General features: G+C 64.0%; 11 protein-coding genes. 9 read left to right on the top strand and 2 right to left on the bottom strand.

The features are described from left to right. Positions 1-156: 156 nt before the first annotated feature. The gene (locus N5D45_RS11690) at positions 157-2,892 is read left to right on the top strand and encodes a wall associated protein (protein WP_279938997.1); all 2,736 of its coding nucleotides are present in this window, start codon (positions 157-159) and stop codon (positions 2,890-2,892) included. Further along, entirely contained in the window at positions 2,852-5,401 is a 2,550-nt protein-coding gene (locus N5D45_RS11685) for a hypothetical protein (RefSeq protein WP_279938996.1), read from the top strand. The genes N5D45_RS11690 and N5D45_RS11685 overlap by 41 nt, the downstream gene beginning before the upstream one ends. 352 nt (positions 5,402-5,753) lie before the next feature. Here N5D45_RS11685 and N5D45_RS11680 read toward each other — a convergent pair whose 3' ends face one another. Continuing rightward, the gene (locus N5D45_RS11680) at positions 5,754-6,377 is read right to left on the bottom strand and encodes a GyrI-like domain-containing protein (protein WP_057503731.1); all 624 of its coding nucleotides are present in this window, start codon (positions 6,375-6,377) and stop codon (positions 5,754-5,756) included. A 351-nt stretch (positions 6,378-6,728) separates the two neighbouring features. Here N5D45_RS11680 and cyoA point away from each other — a divergent pair, with 351 nt between their 5' ends. The 4 genes from cyoA to cyoD are packed head-to-tail and all read left to right on the top strand — an operon-like array spanning position 6,729 to position 10,745. Next, positions 6,729-7,769 (top strand): ubiquinol oxidase subunit II, encoded by a 1,041-nt coding sequence (gene cyoA / locus N5D45_RS11675; protein WP_010483288.1) that lies wholly within the window; start codon positions 6,729-6,731, stop codon positions 7,767-7,769. 2 nt (positions 7,770-7,771) lie between these two features. Further along, on the top strand, positions 7,772-9,769 hold the full coding sequence (cyoB, locus tag N5D45_RS11670) for a cytochrome o ubiquinol oxidase subunit I (RefSeq protein ID WP_005408582.1): 1,998 nt from the start codon (positions 7,772-7,774) through the stop codon (positions 9,767-9,769). Continuing rightward, a complete protein-coding gene (gene cyoC, locus N5D45_RS11665) occupies positions 9,766-10,404 on the top strand; it encodes a cytochrome o ubiquinol oxidase subunit III (protein WP_005408583.1) in 639 nt (212 codons plus the stop codon). The genes cyoB and cyoC overlap by 4 nt, the downstream gene beginning before the upstream one ends. Next, positions 10,404-10,745: a cytochrome o ubiquinol oxidase subunit IV gene (gene cyoD / locus N5D45_RS11660; protein WP_005408584.1), complete on the top strand. Its 342-nt coding sequence runs from the start codon at positions 10,404-10,406 to the stop codon at positions 10,743-10,745. Before cyoC ends, cyoD begins: the two co-directional genes overlap by 1 nt. Before the next feature lie 138 nt (positions 10,746-10,883). Here the strand turns inward: cyoD and N5D45_RS11655 are convergent, their stop codons facing one another. Next, positions 10,884-12,941, bottom strand: coding sequence for a bifunctional diguanylate cyclase/phosphodiesterase (locus tag N5D45_RS11655; RefSeq protein ID WP_010483277.1), 2,058 nt, complete (start codon positions 12,939-12,941; stop codon positions 10,884-10,886). A gap of 150 nt (positions 12,942-13,091) precedes the next feature. Between N5D45_RS11655 and radA the strand changes: the two genes are divergently transcribed. The 3 genes from radA to N5D45_RS11640 all read left to right on the top strand — a co-directional run bounded on the left by radA (position 13,092) and on the right by N5D45_RS11640 (position 18,919). Continuing rightward, a complete protein-coding gene (gene radA, locus N5D45_RS11650) occupies positions 13,092-14,468 on the top strand; it encodes a DNA repair protein RadA (RefSeq protein ID WP_014646395.1) in 1,377 nt (458 codons plus the stop codon). A 239-nt stretch (positions 14,469-14,707) separates the two neighbouring features. Further along, positions 14,708-16,564: an ATP-binding protein gene (locus N5D45_RS11645; RefSeq protein WP_279938994.1), complete on the top strand. Its 1,857-nt coding sequence runs from the start codon at positions 14,708-14,710 to the stop codon at positions 16,562-16,564. Positions 16,565-16,612: 48 nt separating this feature from the next. Then, entirely contained in the window at positions 16,613-18,919 is a 2,307-nt protein-coding gene (locus N5D45_RS11640; protein WP_057502590.1) for a tetratricopeptide repeat protein, read from the top strand. Positions 18,920-19,005 lie beyond the last annotated feature (86 nt).

The following is a 19,005-nucleotide window of genomic DNA, read 5'->3' as shown; positions in this document are numbered from 1 at the left end:
GGGTGGACGTCAGTTACGCAGGCTCAGGGGCAACATGCCGCGTTTGGCCCTTGAACAAAGTTTGAGTGAATGATATTCATCCGGTTCACGTTGAGTTCACTTGCCTGATCGGATGGCGCATGCGTCTTCCGTGCACCCAAGGAGTGGTATCTCGCTATGGAAGCCATGAAGACGCACGCGCGAAGCCGTCGATGCCTGATCGGGCTGATTTTTCTGGGGATGTTCAGTGCCCCGGGCGCAGCTGCACAGGATACCCAGCCCGGCAAGTATCCCTGGGAGGAGTTCGACAAGCGCTTGCAGAGCAGCATGGACGTTGCCAGGTTGTCGGACGATTTGCTGGGAGACAGCGTAGGTCTTTCAAATGGCGCCTTGTCATTCTCGGCGGCTGACGTATCGCTGGAAAGTCATCACGCATTACCAGTGAGCCTGAAGCGCAAGTACGTGATGAAGAATCGCTATCAGTACGATAACGATGCGCTTCTTGCTGACTGGGACTTGGACTTGCCCAGCATCAGTGGCGTTTTCTCAACAGATTGGGTCATGGGGCATGCCGCAGCGTCGCCCGGTGCGCGCTGCAGTGTCAGCACAGTGTCCCAGGCGCAGCCGTCCATTCCATTCAGCGGGTCGATGGATGTCAGTGACGTGTGGTCCGGAAACTCGATGAACATTCCGGGCGTGACCAGCGGGGAAATGCTGCTGATCAATGGTTCAACGGCCAGACCTGCCCAGGGGGGGCCTTACCATTGGATGACCAACGATCAGGTGTTCGTTGGCTGCCTGTCTGCCATCCGCAACGGCCCCGGCGAGGGATTCCTGGCGATCGGGCCAGACGGCACCCGCTACTGGTTCGACTGGATGGCCCAGTACGTCGAACCGCAGATCAAGAATCCGTTGAATGGTGCAAAACGGCTGGATCGTAGGCTCAATGTGCTGTATGCCACTCGCGTCGAAGACCGGTTCGGCAATAGCGTGGCGTACAACTATGCCAACGCAGCAAATGCACCTGCGCGATTGCAATCCATCGTCGCCAGTGACGGGCGCCAGATCAGCTTTTCCTATAACCCACGAGGTCAGATCGAAACCGCAACCACGAATGGCCGGACCTGGCGCTATCTGTATCGGAACGACGGCAAGGTTTCGCTGTCGGCGGTCATTCAACCTGATGGAAGCCAGTGGAAGATCGACTTCTCGGGCCTCTCCAATGCCGCGTACTATGCCACGCCACCCATTCCCAATGAGCCAGTCCGCAGTTGCTTTATAGATGGAACTCCGCTCGTGGGGCCACAGTCGGCAACTGGGCGTATCGAGCATCCTTCCGGTGCTGTAGGGACATTTACTGTCGCCATCCGCGAGCATGGTCGGAGCAACGTTCCAATATCCTGCAAGAATTTCACGACTGGGATAGGTGGAAACAACAGTGGTGATGATGTCAACCAGTGGGCGATTGCATACAAGACGTACACATTGATCGAGAAGTCCATCAGCGGACCGGCCATTTCTCCGATGACCTGGAAGTACAGCTACAGTTCCGCAATCAGTTCCATTTTTTACCCGGGTGGAACGATGGATCGGCCATGCCCATTGACCGGTGGAGTGGTGTGTGGAGAGCCGATCTGCAGGAGTGACAGCTGTGCGGGTCGCGCAACGACGGTGGTGGAGGGGCCCGGCGCTGAGTGGACCCGCTACACCCACGGAAACAGCTTCAAGTATGACGAAGGAAAGCTCTTGCGCATTGAACGTGGCAAGGGCGGCGATATCCTGCAGGTTGTCGAGAACACTTACGCGCTCTCTCCCGCAGGCCAGCCGTATCCCGCGCGTTTTGGTGTCAGCGCGCAGGATACCGGCGACAACTTCCCCCGCGAGGCGATCCAGCCAGAGCTGTCAACCGTCACGCGCCTGGACGGGGTGGTCTACACCCGTCGCACGAACAGCTTTGACAGCCTGGCTCGACCGCTGAGCGTCTCCCGGTTCAGTAATCAGGGAGACGCCCGTACGGATGTGACTGAGTACGGCGACAACCTTGGCCTTTGGGTGTTGGGTCAGGTGGCGCGCGTTTCCAACTCGGATACGCCGTCCGTGATTAGTCGCACCATCTACGATGGTCGGGCGCTTCCGATCGAACTCCACAGCCACGGGCGCCTTCTGCAGCGCTACAGCTACAACCCAGATGGCTCACTCTCGAGTATTGCCGATGCGAACAATCACATCACCCATCTGGCGGACTGGAAACGCGGCGTTGCGCAGACGCTGAAGTTCGCAGATGGCACGACACTGGTTCGTGGTGTGGATGACAATGGCTTCGTCACGTCGGTCACAGGCGAGACCGGTGCCGCGACCGGGTATGAATATGATTCGATGGGGCGCATCTCGCGCATACGCTATCCAGCGGGCGACACGGTCGCATGGGCGGATACTGTTCGCAGTTTCAGCAAAAGCAGTGCAGCTGAGTATGGGGTCGCTGCAGGCCATTGGCGTCAGGATGTTTCGACCGGAAATGCACGCAAGCGCGTCTACTACGATGCATTCTGGCGGCCGCTGTTGACCCAGGAGTTTGATGCGGCGTCGCCTGCGGAAACCCAGCGATTCGTGAGAGCCAGCTACGATCTACAGGGGCGCCTCGAGTTCCAGTCATATCCGTCGGCGTCGGCCAATGCCTCCACGGGCACTTGGACGACGTACGACGGCCTGGGGCGAGTGTCATCTGTCTCACAGGACAGCGAGTCTGGTTTGCTGACAACTACGACCAGTTATCTTGCTGGCGGACTGGTAAGGGTGATTGATCCGAAAGGCCGGGTGACTACGACTGCATACCAGGCCTTTGATCAGCCCAGTCAGACGCAGCCGATCGCCATTGCACATCCCGGGGGGGGGGTTCTCCGAGATTGTCCGTGACGTTTTTGGCAAGCCACTTTCCATCAAACGGCGGAACGCGTCTTCTACTGAAGCGCTGACGCGCACTTATGTCTACGACGGCCACCAGCAACTGTGCAAGTCGATTGAACCGGAAACTGGCAGTACCGCGATGGGATATGACCCTGTGGGAAATCTGCTGTGGACGGCATCCGGGCTCGCATTGCCCAACGTCGCATCCTGTGATGCTGCCGCAGCCTTGTCGTCTTCGCGCCGCGTGGACCGGACGTACGATGCGCGGAACCGTCTAGCGACACTGCGTTTTCCCGACCGGAATGGTGATCAGGACTGGCTCTATTATGCAGATGGCAAGCCCGCACAGGTGACCACTCTGAATGACGGGGGCGGGGCCGTAGCGGTGAACGGGTATACCTACAACAAGCGTCGCCTTCTTACCGGTGAGTCGCTGCAGGAGTCGGCCGGGCCCGCCCTTTCGCTGGGGTATGGCTACGACAGCAACGGTACCAGGGCCGTAATTACCTATCCGAGCGGGATGTTCGTTGGCCTTGCCCCAAATGCGCTCGGACAGGCAACCCAGGCAGGCTCTTACGCGACTGCAGTGAGCTATTACCCCAATGGAGCGATTCGTCGATTCACTTACGGTAATGGCGTCGTGCACAGCATGCAGCAGAACGCCCGCCAGCTGCCGGCGCAGGTTGTTGACGGGAACGGGGTGCTCGACTATTCGTATCTTTATGATGGCGCTGGAAACGTCGTCACCATCCTCGATGGCGTCGACAGCCTTCGTGATCGTCGGATGGAGTATGACCAGCTTGATCGCCTCCAGCAGGCGACCTCTGCGATGTTTGGCGGCAATGGTGTCATGCGCTACACCTATGACGCACTGGATAACCTCCGCAGCAGCAGCCTCGCCGGAGTGAGGGACCACCAGTACTGGTACGACGCATCCAATCGGCTGACCAATGTACAGACGAGGGGTGGTTCCACGATTATTGGCTTGGACTATGACCCGCAAGGAAACCTTAGGAATCGAAACGGCGTTGTTCACACGTTCGATGTCGGCAATCGGCTGCGAAAGGTGGCCGGGGCTGAGTCTTATCGCTATGACGCACACGGGCGACGAGTTTTGTCGTCTGCCGAGAATGAGGAACGCCGGATTTTCTCGCTGTATGGCGAGGATGGCTTGCTGAGGCGACAGAACAATGAGCGGACGGGTGAAATCTCTGAATATGTCTACCTGGGTAGCAGTCTCGTAGCGAAGGTCGTTGGGCATGTTGCACCAGGCGTTCCGTCGCTATCGGTTCCGCCTTCATCGGAGACGGGGAGCTTCAGCGTAAGCTGGGGGGAAGTCGGCCGCGCAGTGCGCTACGAGCTTCGTGAGCAGCGAGACAGTGGCAGCTGGACCACGGTGTATTCGGGGGCTGGTAGAATCTGGACAGTGAGCAATCGTTCGGCCGGTGTCTATGGATACTCGGTGCGGGCGTGCTCCTCGAATGCATGTGGTGCATGGAGCAGTGTTGGCGCGATCAACGTTCAGGCTGAGCCGGTCGATGTTCCCATTGTCACAGTGCCGGCCACGAGCTATTCAGGCAACTACGTCGTGACCTGGAGCACAGTCGCCGGCGCCAGTCGCTATGAGCTGCAGGCATCCACTGGAGGTGCGTGGGCGAACGTCCTCTCCGCCAATGTCGCGAATCATCCGGTCAGTGGGCAGCCCGCCGGCTCCGTGCAGTACCGCGTGCGTGGTTGCAACGGGCGTGGATGTGCGGCTTACTCGGCTCCCGCTTCCATCCAGGTCATTCTCAAGCCGGCGACCGCGCCGACATTGTCGTTGCCGGCCAGCAACAGCTCCGGTGCGTATGTGGTTTCGTGGAGCCAAGTGGCAGGGGCAGCCCGCTATGCGCTGGAGCAACGCTCCGGTACAGGTGAATGGACCCAGATCGCGAACGCCGCCAGGACTTCGCAGGATGTTGCCGGGCGCCCCAGCGGTGAGGATGGCTATCGCGTCCGTGCCTGCAATGACGCCGGGTGTTCCAGCTATTCCGCCGTCGCGACCACTCGTGTCCTGCGCATCCCTGCCGTGGCGCCTGTAATGAGTGGCAACTCCACGCAGTATGGCAGTCCGGTCGTGGTTGGCTGGAGCGCCGTGCTCGATGGTGCGAGCTATGCGTTGGAGGAGCAGGCGCCGGGTAGAGCCTGGGCCCAGGTGCAGAACTCCAGCGCGATCGCCGCAACGCTTCCCGAACGTTCGACAGGGGCGTACGGCTATCGCGTGCGTGCCTGCAATGCCAGTGGTTGCGGACCGCTGTCATCGGCGCTGCTTGTCACCGTGCTGCGGGCGCCGTCTGCACCTAGTCTGTCCGTCGATTCGTCAAACGTTGGAAGCGGTCAAGGGTTCAGGGTCTACTGGGGGGGCAGTTGCCACTGCGAGTTCCTATCGGTTGGAGGAGCAATTTGCAGCAGGGCAGTGGACGCAGGTTCTGGACTCGGCCGAGACGCAGTTCGCTGCGGGTGCTCGCGGCGCGGGTAGCTACGGCTACCGTGCCCGTGCATGTAATGCCGCCGGGTGCAGCGGGTACTCCGCTGTGGTTACCTTCACCCTGGTCTTGCGCCCGGTGCCTGATGTGCCGGGAAGCCTCAACGTCGCCGAAACGCGGAGCTCCTGTGAAATGGCCTGGGGAGCTTCCGCGCGCGCTGAGCGATATGAACTGAGCAATGACGGTGGCGTGGTTTATCAGGGGGCCAATACGTCTTTCTCACAGGCAAATCCGCGTCGATGCGTTTCACCGTATCGCGTCCGTGCCTGCAACAGTACTGGCTGTTCTGAATGGTCGCTACCTGTCTATCATGGTGGAGGAGCCATGCTGATGCGGAGCCGATGATCAGCAGGCCGGCAATCCATTGCGCACCGGCTGCCGCAGCACGGTCTTCAACCGCGCAGCGTCGGTCCTGCGCGGGTCGCCCAGGTAGATCTCGTGATGGGGGCCGGCGAAGGTGTAGCCCAGCGAAGGCATCAGTTCGTCGTGCAGATGGGCCAGGGCCGGACCCTCGTCATCGTAGGCGCCTACATGCAGGGTCTGGAGGCAGAGGCCCTCCTCAATCACCTGATGGCGAAGACTGGCCGGAGCGTCGCCCAGTTTTTTCGCCGCCTTGGCGATGGCAGCCTCCAGCTGCTCTGGACGGATCCCGTCCGGCGTACGGATCATCACCGTCCACCTCCACTCATCCTTGCGGCGTGCCACAAAGCTCGACGGATCCTCGGCGGTCCAAAGCGCTTCCAGCGGTGGCACCACGTAGTCCTGGCCCTTGGCCTTCAGCGCGAACTTCAGTGCATAGCTGACCGAGTAGAGCCACTGCACCGCCTGCACATACGCGGGGGCCGTATTCGGATCCCCGTGGCCGTCGACCATCAGGTAGGGCAGGGGCGGTACGTCCACCGTCACGAACCGGCCCACCGGGGGCTGGTACAACGCGCGATCGCGCTTCTTGAAGTCGATCTTGTCCATGGGCTTCCTCCAGCGCCGAGCATCCCATGCCGGGCACCCGTCAGCACGCCTGAACAGGTTCAGATGACTTTGCCGAACGAGGGCGGACCGCCGGCCAGCACCCGATGCTAGGATGCCGCCCTCGGGTGTTCTGCCCGCCGCGCCCGTGCGGTGCGACAACGTGTCGCAGCCAGAAACGGGCCTTTCCTGCGCTCGATCATTGTCAATGCCTTTCTTAAATGGTGGGTGACGGCCTAAAATTGAAAGGCTGACTCGACCCCACCTCCCTGCCTGTCTTCCGGACCGGTGGGACCGGCTTTGGCCGGAACAGGCAGGACGGGGAACGGCATTCCCTCGCAATTGGATCGACCGATGATTCCGTTGAAAACCCTTGGGCGCTGGTTGCGCCCGGGCCTGCTGCTGTCGTTGCTGGTGATGCTCACCGGCTGCGATGCCGTGGCCATCCTCAGTCCGAAGGGCCAGATCGGCCAGGATGAGAAGACCCTGCTGATCACGGCCACCGTGCTCATGCTGCTGGTCGTCATCCCGGTCATCATCATGACCCTGACCTTCGCGTGGAAGTATCGCGCCTCCAACACCAAGGCCCGTTACGAGCCGAAGTGGTCCCACTCGACGGCGATCGAGGTGGTGGTGTGGTCCATTCCCTGCATGATCGTGCTGGTGCTGGCGGTCCTGACCTGGCGTTCGTCGCACGCACTGGACCCGTACAAGCCGCTGGATTCGGACGTCAAGCCGGTCACCATCGAGGCGATCTCGCTGGACTGGAAGTGGCTGTTCATCTATCCGGAAGAGAAGGTGGCGGTCGTCAACGAAATCAAGTTCCCGGTCAACACGCCGCTGAACTTCAAGATCACGTCCGATTCGGTGATGAATGCCTTCTTCATCCCGCACCTGGGCAGCATGATCTACTCGATGGCTGCGATGGAGACCAAGCTCCATCTGATCGCCAACGAGACCGGTGAATTCCCGGGCATGTCCTCGCACTACAGCGGCGCGGGCTTCGCCAAGATGCACTTCACCGCCTACTCGGTCACCGATGCCGAATACCGCCAGTGGCTGGACCAGGTCCGTGCCGGCGAGCAGACCCTGGACAAGACCTCGTTCAAGGCGCTGGGTGAAGCACGCAACGCCGAGTGGTACCCGGTCACCTACTTCGGCAAGACCGAAGAAGGCCTGTTCGACTGGGTCATCGCCAAGCACATGGGCGACAACAAGCACTACGGCATGAAGCACTCGCACGCTGGTGCCGCCGCTGCCGATGCCGCCAGCCATGAAGCGCACGAGGGCCATGCCCCCAGTGACGCACATGATTCCAAGGAATCGGGTGAAAACCTGGATGCCAACGAACACGAACACGCGGGCCATGCCGGCCACGCGGGTTCGGGAGAATGAACATGTTGGGAAAACTCTCTCTTGAGTCGATCCCCCACGATCCAATCGTGCTGACCACCCTGGTCGGCGCGGTGCTGGGTGGCCTGGGCGTCATGGCCCTGATCACCAAGTTCAAGCTGTGGGGCTATCTGTGGAAGGAGTGGTTCACCTCGGTGGATCACAAGAAGATCGGCGTGATGTACCTCATCGTCGCCTTCGTCATGCTGCTGCGCGGTTTCTCCGACGCCATCATGATGCGTACCCAGCAGGCGCTCGCCGTCGGCGGGTCCGAGGGTTACCTGCCGCCGCACCACTACGACCAGATCTTCACCGCCCACGGCGTGATCATGATCTTCTTCGTGGCGATGCCGCTGATCACCGGCCTGATGAACCTGGCCGTGCCGCTGCAGATCGGTGCGCGCGACGTCGCGTTCCCGTTCGTCAACTCGCTCAGCTTCTGGCTGTTCGTGTCCGGTGCGGTACTGATCATGCTGTCGCTGTGGATCGGTGAGTTCGCCGCCACCGGCTGGCTGGCGTTCCCGCCGTTGTCGGGCATCGAATACAGTCCAAGCGTCGGCATGGACTACTACATCTGGGGTCTACAGGTCGCAGGCCTGGGTACCACGCTGAGCGGTATCAACTTCTTCATCACCATCCTGAAGATGCGTACCCCCAGCATGAAGCTGATGCAGATGCCGGTGTTCACCTGGACCGCCCTGGTGACCAACGTGCTGATCGTCGCCGCCTTCCCGGTGCTGACCATCACCCTGGTGCTGCTGACCCTGGACCGTTACCTGGGTACGCACTTCTTCACCAATGACGGTGGCGGCAACGCCATGCTGTACATCAACCTGATCTGGATCTGGGGTCACCCGGAGGTGTACATCCTGGTCCTGCCGGCGTTCGGTGTGTTCTCCGAAGTCATCGCGACCTTCTCGCGCAAGGCGCTGTTCGGCTACAAGGGCATGGTCTACGCCACCGCCTGCATCGGCGTGCTGTCGTTCATCGTGTGGCTGCACCACTTCTTCACCATGGGCTCGGGTGCCAACGTCAATGCCTTCTTCGGCATCACGACGATGATCATCTCGATCCCGACCGGCGTGAAGATCTTCAACTGGCTGTTCACCATGTTCCGCGGCCGCGTGCACTTCACCACCCCGGTGCTGTGGACCATCGGCTTCATGGTCACCTTCGTCATCGGCGGCATGACCGGCGTGATGCTGGCGATTCCGGCCATCGACTTCGTGCTGCACAACAGCCTGTTCCTGATTGCCCACTTCCACAACGTCATCATCGGCGGCGTGGTGTTCGGCATGTTCGCCGGCATCACCTACTGGTGGCCGAAGATGTTCGGCTTCCGCCTCAACGAGTTCTGGGGCAAGTGCGCGTTCTGGTGCTGGTTCATCGGCTTCTACGTGACCTTCATGCCGATGTACGTGCTGGGCTTCATGGGCATGACCCGTCGCCTGCAGAGCACCGTCAACCCGGCCTACGAGCCGCTGCTGCTGATCGCCGCCGCAGGTGCGTTCATCGTTGGCGCCGGCATCCTGTGCCAGATCATCCAGGTGGCCGTGTCGATCCGCGACCGCAAGAAGACCGTCGACCTGACCGGCGACCCGTGGGATGCCCGTACGCTGGAGTGGGAAACCTCTTCGCCGCCGGCCTTCTACAACTTCGGCACGCTGCCGGAAGTCACCGAGCTGGACGATTTCTGGGAGCGCAAGCAGCGTGGTGAAGCCTGGCCGAAGCCGGCCAAGTACACCGACATCCACATGCCGCGCAACACCGGCACGGGCGTTGTCATCGGTGCCTTCAGCCTGGTGTTCGGCTTCGCGATGATCTGGCACATCTGGTGGCTGGCCATCGTCGGCTTCGTCGGCATGATCGCCACGTTCATCTACCGCACCTTCGACCAGGACGTGGACTACTGGGTCCCGGCCGCCGAGGTGGAACGCATCGAGAACGAACACCGCAAGCACCTGGAAGCCCAGGGCCTGGTGAAGTCGGAGCTGAAGGCATGAGCACCAATACCTCGACCCTGAGCCACGGGCACGCCGCGCACGCGGCGGCCCATGGCCATGACGACCACGAGCACCACGACACCGGCGGCAATACCGTCTTCGGTTTCTGGGTGTACCTGATGAGCGACTGCCTCATCTTCGCCTCGCTGTTCGCCACCTACGTGGTGCTGGCGGGCGGTACCGATGGTGGCCCCACCGCGAAGGACCTGTTCGAACTGCCGTTCGTGGCATGGGAAACCGCGCTGCTGCTGACCTCGTCGCTGACCTTCGGCCTGGGCATGATCGCCATGCACCGCAAGCAGATGGGCCAGATGTACCTGTGGCTGGGCATCACCTGGCTGCTGGGCTTCGGCTTCATGTGCATGGAAGTGTGGGAGTTCCAGCACCTGATCCACCAGGGCTACGGTCCGGACCGCAGTGCCTTCCTGTCGGCGTTCTTCGCCCTGGTTGGTACCCACGGCCTGCACGTCAGCGCCGGCCTGCTGTGGCTGCTGGTGATGTTCGTGCAGCTGAAGAAGTACGGCCTGACCCCGACCAACAAGACCCGCATGGCGTGCCTGAGCCTGTTCTGGCACTTCCTGGACCTGATCTGGATCGGTGTGTTCTCCGTCGTCTACCTCAATGGAGCCCTGTAATGGCACATGACAACCATGCACACGACCACGGCACCGGCGGCGAAAGCCATGGCACCGTGAAGTCGTACCTGATCGGCTTCGTGCTGGCGGTGGTGCTGACCGTCATCCCGTTCTGGATGGTGATGTCGGGTGATTTCTCGCGCACCGTCAACGGTGTGGTGATCGCGATCACCGCGGTGCTGCAGATGCTGGTCCACCTGGTGTTCTTCCTGCACCTGGACCGCTCTTCGGAAAGCCGCTGGAACGTCAACGCTGCGGCCTTCACCGTGGTGGTGATCGGCATCATCGTGGTCGGCACCCTGTGGGTCATGCACAACATGAACGTGCACATGATGCACTGACGTCTTCGCGACGTTGCCACGCAGAAAGGCCGCCCTCGGGCGGCCTTTCTGTTTGCCGTGGGAGGGGCGGCGAGGAACATCCACGCACGGCGTGGATCTACTGATGAGGTGGGTGCGGAGCTTGCTCCGCACATCGGCTCAGCCCACCCGGCGCAGAAATTCCTCGGCGTCCATCGGTCGGCCCAGGTGGTAGCCCTGCAACTGGTCGCAGCCCAGTTCGCTCAGGTACTCGCGCTGCGCCTGCGTCTCCACGCCTTCGGCCACCACCTGCAGCTGCAGGGTGCGTCCCAGCGCGATGATCGACGAGACGATGGCGGCGTCCTCTTCATTGCATTCCAGGTCATGCACGAACGCGCGGTCGATCTTCAGTTCGGTGGCCGGCATGCGTTTCAGGTACAGCAGGCTGGAATAGCCCGTGCCGAAGTCGTCGATGGCAATGTGCACGCCCATCGCGGTCAGGTCGTTGAGGATCGCCAGGCTGGCGTCGACGTCCTTCATCGCCGTGGTCTCGGTGATCTCCAGGGTCAGCCGCGCCGGCTCGATGTGGTGCCGTTCGAGCACCCCGCGCACGCTGTCCAGAAGGGCCGGGGAGGAGAACTGCAAGGGCGACAGGTTCACTGCCATCGACCATTCGGCATGTCCGGCATCGTGCCACGCACGCAACTGCGCACAGGCGCGGTCCAGCACCCAGTCGCCGATCGGCAGGATCAGGCCGCTGCGTTCGGCAATGGGGATGAACACGTCCGGCGCCAGCAGGCCCAGCTCCGGATGCTGCCAGCGCAGCAGCGCCTCGGCGCCGGTGGCTGGCGCGCCCGCGGCCGGGAACTTGGGCTGGTAATGCAGGATCAGTTCATTGCGCATCACGGCCTTGCGCAGGTCCTGCAGCAGGCGCAGCTGACGGTTGGCGCTGAGCTGCATCGAGGGGGTGAAGAACGTATAGCCGTTCCGCCCGGTTTCCTTGGTGTGGTACATCGCAGCGTCGGCGTGTGCCATCAGCTCGCGCTCGTTGCCGGCGTCATCCGGGTACAGGGCGATGCCCAGGCTTGCACTGACCTGCAGCTCGGCTGCATCCAGCAGGAACGGTTCGCCAGCCGCCGCGATGATCCGCTCGGCCACCACCACCGCATCGTCGGGAATATCGATGGCCAGCACGATCACGAACTCGTCGCCGCCGAGGCGGGCGAAGGTGTCCTGCGGACGCAGCAGGCCGCCGATACGCTGCGCCACCGCCACCAGCAGGCGGTCGCCCAGCTGGTGCCCGTAGGCATCGTTGACCGCCTTGAAGCCGTCCAGGTCGCAGAACATCACCGCCACCGCATGGTTGCGGCGCCGCGCCTTCTCGATGGCCTGCTCGATGCGGTCCTGCAGCAGCATGCGGTTGGGCAGCTGGGTCAACGGGTCGTGCAGGGCGGCCTGGATCAGCTTGTTGTTGGCATGCGCCAGCGAATCGGCCAGCAGGCCGGTGCGCACGCGCATCTGCCGGTCGAACAGCGAGGCGACCAGGGCGATACCCAGCGTGGCCACGGTGGTGACGATCACCAGCACCGCCAGCCAGCGCGTGTCGATGCCACCGCTGCCGACCGCGCCGCAGATGCTGCCCTCCGGGAAGCGCGCCGCGGCCATGCCGGTGTAGTGCATGCCGACGATGGCCAGGCCCATCACCAGCGAGGCCAGTGCGCGCAGGCGCATGGTGTTGCGCTGCTCGGCACGCAGGCGGAATGCGATCCACAGCGCAGCACCGGCGGCGCCGATGGCCACCGCAATGGAGGCGGCGAACCAGCCCGGGTGATAGTCGATGCCCGGCTGCATGCGCATCGCGGCCATGCCGAGGTAGTGCATCGTGGCAATGCCCAGGCCCATCAGCACGGCGCCGGCCAGCAGCCGTCGCCAGGGCAGGCTGGGCCGCGACACCAGCCACAGCGCATAGGCAGAGGCGCCGATCGACACGGCCAGCGAGTAGAGGGTGATGCCGAGGTCGTAGCCGACCGGGATCGGCAGGTCGAAGGCCAGCATGCCGATGAAATGCATCGACCAGATACCCAGGCCCATCGCCGCTGCACCGCCGGCCAGCCACCAGCGGGCCACGCGGCCCTCGGCCGTGGCCAGGCGGCCGGCCATGTCCAGCGCCGTGTACGAAGCAAGAATGGCCACCAGCAGGGAGATGGCGACCAGGCTCTGACTGTAACTGCCAGTCATGTTGAATCCAGAGGGGGAGGGAGGGGGCGCCCGCAAGGCGCACGCCCGCGACAGCTATCGGCGCGGGGGGGCGGGACTTGAGCGGTCGCAGCACCTGCGACCCGGCTCGGCTATCCTGCCACGCCTGTTCCCGTTGCTGGAAATCATCCAATGGCAAAAGCCCGCACCGCCTACGTCTGCAATGAATGCGGCGCCGAATTCAGCAAGTGGCAGGGCCAGTGCACCGAGTGCAACGCCTGGAACTCGCTGTCGGAAATCGTGCTGGAGAGCGCGGCGGCGGCCAAGGCGCCGGCGTCGCGCCGGGCGGGCTGGGCCGGCAAGATCGACCCGCCGAAGATCACCGCACTGAAGGATGTGGAGCAGACCGAGCACCGCCGGGTCAGCACCGGCATCGGCGAGTTCGATCGCGTGCTCGGCGGCGGCCTGGTCGAAGGCGCGGTGGTGCTGGTCGGTGGCGACCCCGGCATCGGCAAGTCGACCCTGCTGCTGCAGGCGGTGGCGAAGATGGCGGCCGAGCTGCCGGTGCTGTACGTCACCGGCGAGGAGTCGCTGGCGCAGGTGGCTGGCCGCGCGCATCGCCTGGAGCTGCCGCTGGATGGCGTCAATGCGCTGGCCGAGACCGGCGTCGAGTCGATCCTGCAGCATGCGTCCAAGGCCGGCCCGCGGCTGATTGTGGCCGACTCCGTGCAGACCCTGTGGACCGAGAGCCTGACCGCCGCGCCGGGCTCGGTCAGCCAGGTACGCGAGAGTGCTGCGCGGCTGGTGCGCTTCGCCAAGGAAACCGGCACCGCCGTGTTCCTGGTCGGTCACGTGACCAAGGAGGGCGGCATCGCCGGCCCGCGCGTGCTCGAACACATGGTCGATGCGGTGCTGTATTTCGAAGGCGAGAGCGGCAGCCGCTTCCGCCTGCTGCGCGCTTTCAAGAACCGCTTCGGTGCAGTCAACGAGCTGGGCGTGTTCGCGATGGGCGACAAGGGCCTGAAGGAGGTCTCCAACCCATCGGCGATCTTCCTGTCCGGTGGCAGCACCCATCAACCGGGCAGTTGCGTGATGGTCACCCGCGAGGGCACCCGGCCGCTGCTGGTGGAGGTGCAGGCGCTGGTTGATGCGTCGCCGCTGTCGAACCCGCGCCGTGTCGCGGTTGGCCTGGAGCAGAACCGGCTGGCCATGCTGCTGGCGGTGCTGCATCGCCACGGCGGTGTGCTGGTCGGCGATCAGGATGTGTTCGTCAATGTGGTCGGTGGCATTCGCGTGCAGGAGACCGCGGCCGACCTGCCGGTGCTGCTGGCGGTGCTGTCCTCGCTGCAGGATCGGCCGCTGGCGGAGAAGACCATTGCCTTCGGCGAAGTCGGTCTGTCCGGCGAGATCCGGCCGGTGCCCAATGGCGAAGACCGCCTGCGCGAGGCGGCCACCCATGGCTTCAAGCGCGCCATCGTGCCCAAGGCCAATGCGCCGAAGGGCGGTTCGGTGAAAGGCATGGAAGTGATCGCGGTGGAGCGCCTGTCCGAGGCCATCGACGCGGCGTGATGCCAGCACTGTAGAGCCGAGCCCACGCTCGGCTGCTTTCTGTAGCGTCGAGCCATGGTCGACGGGTGGTCGAACAGCAGCCGAGCATGGCTCGACGCTACAAAGAGCGAACAGCAGCCGAGCATCGGCTCGGCTCTACACATGTCCAATGCAGCAACGGTCAGCTTCCCTGTGCTAGTTTTTCCCGCTCGACGAAGACGCCCTCTGGCGTCTTTCCGTGCCCAGGAGTAAACGATTACATGCAGGACACCGCGCTCACCGCCCCCAACGCCGAAATCCGTCGCGCCGGGGTCGATCTCAATGGACTGATGACGGTGCTGGGCAAGCACCTGTATTCCACCCCGGTGGTGGCGCTGCGTGAGCTGGTGCAGAACGCGCACGATTCGATCATCCGTCGCCGCATCGAACAGCCCGGCATCGAAGTGCCTTCGCGCATTTCGGTGCAGGTCGATGCCGCCGCTGGCGTACTGCGCATCACCGATACCGGCGCTGGCCTGACCCGCCAGGAGATCCACGATTACCTGGCTACCGTCGGCGTCGGCTACACCCGTGGCCTGCGCCAGGGCGGCGAGGACGATGAAGGCCTGATCGGCATGTTCGGCCTCGGTTTCCTCTCGGCCTTCGTGCTGGCGCGCCGGGTCAGCGTGCGTACCACCTCGTACCAGACGCCGGAACTGGGCCATCTGTATGTGTCCAGCAACGCCGAGCAATACACCGTCAGTGAGGTGCCGGCACGCGCGATCGGTACCGAGGTGGAACTGGAGTTGCATCCGGACTTCCTGCCGCTGGCCAACGAGGCGCGCCTGCACGAGGTGCTGGGCCGTTACTGCGCGCTGCTGTCCGAACCGATCTTCATCGGCGCTGCGGGCGAGGCGCTCAATCCCGAACCGCCGCCGTGGCGTGGGCAGGGGGATGTTGCTCTGCATCCGGTGCAGGCGCGCCGCCAGGCGCTGCAGTTCGCTGCGCGCTTCGAGCACGATTTCGAGCCGATCGTCACCGTGCCGTTGCGTGCCGATGGCAACAGCGATGCCACCGGCCTGCTGTGGGTGCAGGACGGCGCTACCTACGGCACCAGCGACAACCGCAACCTGTCGGTGTTCGTGCGCGGCATGCTGTTGGATGACGATGCGCGCGACCTGCTGCCGCCCTGGGCTGGGTTCATTGGCGGGGTGATCGAATCCTCGCGGCTGACGCCTACCGCCAGCCGCGAAGATCTGCAGCGCGACGACCAGTACCGCGCCGTGCAGCATGCGCTGCTGGAAGCGCTGATTGATGGCCTGGCCGACGTCGCGCGGCAGCAGCCGGAGGCTTGGCGACGCGTTCTCACGCGCCACAATGAGGCCTTGCTGGGCGCAGCGCTGTGCGATGATCGCCTGTTCGACCTGTTGCTGGAACACGTGCGCGTGCCGACCTCGCAGGGCGACCTGCCGGCCAGTGCGCTGCCCGCACGTGGTGCCGTGCACGTGATCCTCGACAACGGCGGCGGCTTCGAGGAAATGCTGTTCCGCGCGATGGGCGTGCCGGTCGCGCACGGCCATCGCTATGCGGTGGCGCCGTTCCTGCGCCGTTGGGCCCAGGCCAAGGGCCTGCGCTTGGTTGAATTGGGGACCGAACAGGGCAACCGTGCACTGTTCCGCAGCGATGACAGCCTCGACGAGGCGCAGCTGGCATGGCTGCGCGAGCAGCTCGGTGACGGCGAACAGCTGCTGCCGGCACGCTTCAGCCCCGAGTCGCTGCCGGTGGTGGTGGTGCCCGACCGCGAAGCCGAGCTGAAGCAGCGCCTGGAAGACGACGAGAACGACAAGCGCGTTTCGATGGCCGCGCTGCGCCTGGCCCGGCAGTTCACCGCGCGCATCGAATCGCGCGCACCGTCGCGGCTGTACCTCAACCTCGACAACCCGGCCGTGCAGGCGCTGTTGCGCGCCCAGCGCGAGGGGCATCCACAGGCCGAAGCCGCAGCCCGCCTGCTGCGCTCACTGAAGATCATCGTCGCCGCGCAGGGCCGCCCGCTGGCACGCGCGAACACTACGCCCGGCCCGGATCTCAACGGCGCCTTTACCGATATCGCCGGTGCCCTGCAGCAGATGCTGCGCTGAGCACCGTACCTTCTCATCCAGCCTTCGCTAGACAGGAGCACTTACCCCATGGACATCTGGAACTGGGTCGAAAAACTGCAGGGTGACCTGCGCCAGGCGGGCCAGGCGCAGAACGCGCACCTGCTGAACCGTCTCGCCGACGAGGTGAGCGAACTGCGTGTCGACCGCGTCGACGCGCTGCTGCCTGAAGCGCGTGCGCTGGGCAAGGCGCTGGACAACCCGTGGGTCGACGTCTACGTCGGCCACTGGGCGCTGCGCAATCGCGTCGGCAACCGCGTCGAAGGCGAAAGTGCGCTGGGCGAAGCCGTGGCGCTGTTCGAGCGTGCGCATCGTGAGGACACGATGGAGTGCCCGCAGTCGATCTGCGTGACCCAGGATCTGGCTGCCTGCTACGGCAACATCGATGGCCCGGGCTGGGTTCCCGAACGTGTCGAGGTGTGCGATGAAACGCTTGCACGCATCGATCCAAGCTGGGCCTGCTTCCAGTGCCTGAGCTGCGAAAAGGCCGATGCGCTGCTGGATGATGGCCGCGGCCAGGATGCGCTGGATTACCTGCAGGTGCAGTCGGATGCGATCGAGGCCTGCGGCAAGGAAGTGTTCGACAGCTTCCCGGAAATGCAGATCAAGATCCTGCTGGGCATGGGTCGCGCCGAAGAAGCGCTGTTGCTGATCGAGAAGCGAGAGGCCGAAGTGGCCGCGTCGGGCGAGTACGAGCCGGCCAACTGCACGGTGCCGCGCCGCCTGTCCAAGGCATGGGCGCTGGCCCAGCTGGGCCGCGACGAAGAGGCCGTGCAGCAGCTGGTGCCGTGGAGCGAACTGACGCCTACCTACTGGCGACTGTGGGCGAACACGGCCGCAGCGCTGTGCCGGCGCGATCCTGCACGCAATACCTGGGATCTGGGCACGCGCTTCAACACCATCATCGAACACTTTGCCGAGGTTGGCTCGCACCGCCTGCTGATCGAAGTCGCTGCGCTGAGCCTTGAACTGGCGCTGCAGCGAGGTGCACGCTGGGTGGCGCTGCGCCAGCTGGAACTGGCGCGTACCCATCTGGCGCAGCTGCGCCAGGACCGTGGTGCGGCAGCATTGGTGGCCGACCTGGCCGCGCGTATCGATGCATTGCCTGACGTTGCGCCGCTGCCGGTGCCGGCCAGCGAACTGCTGGCCTGGCTGAACGAGCAGGGGGAGCAGAACCAGTCGCGCGATCCGGAGCGCGAGGCCCAGTGGCTGCTGCAGGCACAGGCGCAGCTGCCCGATGACGAGGCGCTGGCTGAGATGGCTGCCTCGGCATTGAGCGCCTGTGGTGCGCAGGCGGAAGCGCGCGCATTGCTGTGGCGATTCGTGCGCGCACACGATCAGGATGATGGCCCGGCCGCCTACACGCTGATGCGCTGGCTGACCGAGCAGGGCGACGACGAGGGCCTGCGTCAGCTGGCCGGGATCTACCGTGGCAGCGTGCCGGTGTTCGCGCACTGGTGCGAGGTGCAGCGTGCACGTCGCGTGTCCGATTGGCCGGCGCTGGAGCAGGCCGCGCAGGCGCTGCTGGCCGCCTCGCCGGGTTCGCACGGCGCGCGGGGCACGCTGGCGCGCATGTACATGGAAACCGGCCGTTTCCGTGAAGCACAGGCCTGCTATGCGCAGCTGGTGGAGCTGCTGGAGGAACCCAACGCCGCGCACTGGGACCACATGAGTGCGGCCAGCGCGGCACGCGACTGGGATGCGGTGCGCCGCTCGGCGGCGGCGATCGGCATGGAGTTGTCCAGCCAGGATGGCGTGGTCGAGGAGCCGTGGGGCTGGGTGATCATCCGCAGTGAAGAGAATGGCGAGCCGATGGAGTACTACGCCCGTCGCAATGGCCCGGTGACCGCACGCATCGTCGAGAACGCACCGGCCAACCGTGCCCAGCAGGTCGGCGACTGGGTGGTGTTTGATGCCGCGCTGGTGCACCCGGCACCGGAGGAAGAAGAGGCCCGCGAGCACTTCATTCCGACCTATGCGCAGGTCCATGTGCTGGAACGCGGTGGTTTTGCCCGCAGCTGGCTGGTCGATGGCGCGCACCCGGGCGAAGAAGCCTGGAACGCCTTCGTCGAGGCGGCCGAAGCACAGGGTTGGAAGGTGTGGTCGCACAGCCGCGCGGACTACACCGTGACCGACCCCGACATGGAGGGAGGCACCCTGCCGGGCGTGCTGTTCACCGTTGCGCAGCCGCAGGACCACGCACCGCTGGCGCTGCACCGCTTCCTGCAGCAGGAGACCGCGAAGTGGCCGCACCCACACTGCTGGCTGCGGCTGGCCGAAGCCTGCGACCAGGACCGCCAGCCGCATCTGGATGTGATCGAGCGTTACGGGTTGTAAGTAGAGCCGAGCCTGCGCTCGGCTTATGCTGGAACGCAGCCGAGCATGGGCTCGGCTCTACAACAGATCGCCATCACGACCAAAGG

It is taken from the genome of Stenotrophomonas sp. GD03819, assembly GCF_029841665.1.
In the GTDB taxonomy this organism is placed as follows: Bacteria; Pseudomonadota; Gammaproteobacteria; order Xanthomonadales; family Xanthomonadaceae; genus Stenotrophomonas; species Stenotrophomonas geniculata.
Note: the sequence above shows the minus strand (reverse complement) of the source record. Positions and strands in the feature narration are given on the sequence as shown.

Coding starts and splice junctions, on each gene's coding strand:
- N5D45_RS11690 (WP_279938997.1), top strand. CDS start 157: ATGGAAGCCATGAAGACGCACGCGCGAAGCCGTCGATGCCTGATCGGG.
- N5D45_RS11680 (WP_057503731.1), bottom strand. CDS start 6,377: ATGGACAAGATCGACTTCAAGAAGCGCGATCGCGCGTTGTACCAGCCC.
- cyoA (WP_010483288.1), top strand. CDS start 6,729: ATGATTCCGTTGAAAACCCTTGGGCGCTGGTTGCGCCCGGGCCTGCTG.
- cyoB (WP_005408582.1), top strand. CDS start 7,772: ATGTTGGGAAAACTCTCTCTTGAGTCGATCCCCCACGATCCAATCGTG.
- cyoC (WP_005408583.1), top strand. CDS start 9,766: ATGAGCACCAATACCTCGACCCTGAGCCACGGGCACGCCGCGCACGCG.
- cyoD (WP_005408584.1), top strand. CDS start 10,404: ATGGCACATGACAACCATGCACACGACCACGGCACCGGCGGCGAAAGC.
- N5D45_RS11655 (WP_010483277.1), bottom strand. CDS start 12,941: ATGACTGGCAGTTACAGTCAGAGCCTGGTCGCCATCTCCCTGCTGGTG.
- radA (WP_014646395.1), top strand. CDS start 13,092: ATGGCAAAAGCCCGCACCGCCTACGTCTGCAATGAATGCGGCGCCGAA.
- N5D45_RS11645 (WP_279938994.1), top strand. CDS start 14,708: ATGCAGGACACCGCGCTCACCGCCCCCAACGCCGAAATCCGTCGCGCC.
- N5D45_RS11640 (WP_057502590.1), top strand. CDS start 16,613: ATGGACATCTGGAACTGGGTCGAAAAACTGCAGGGTGACCTGCGCCAG.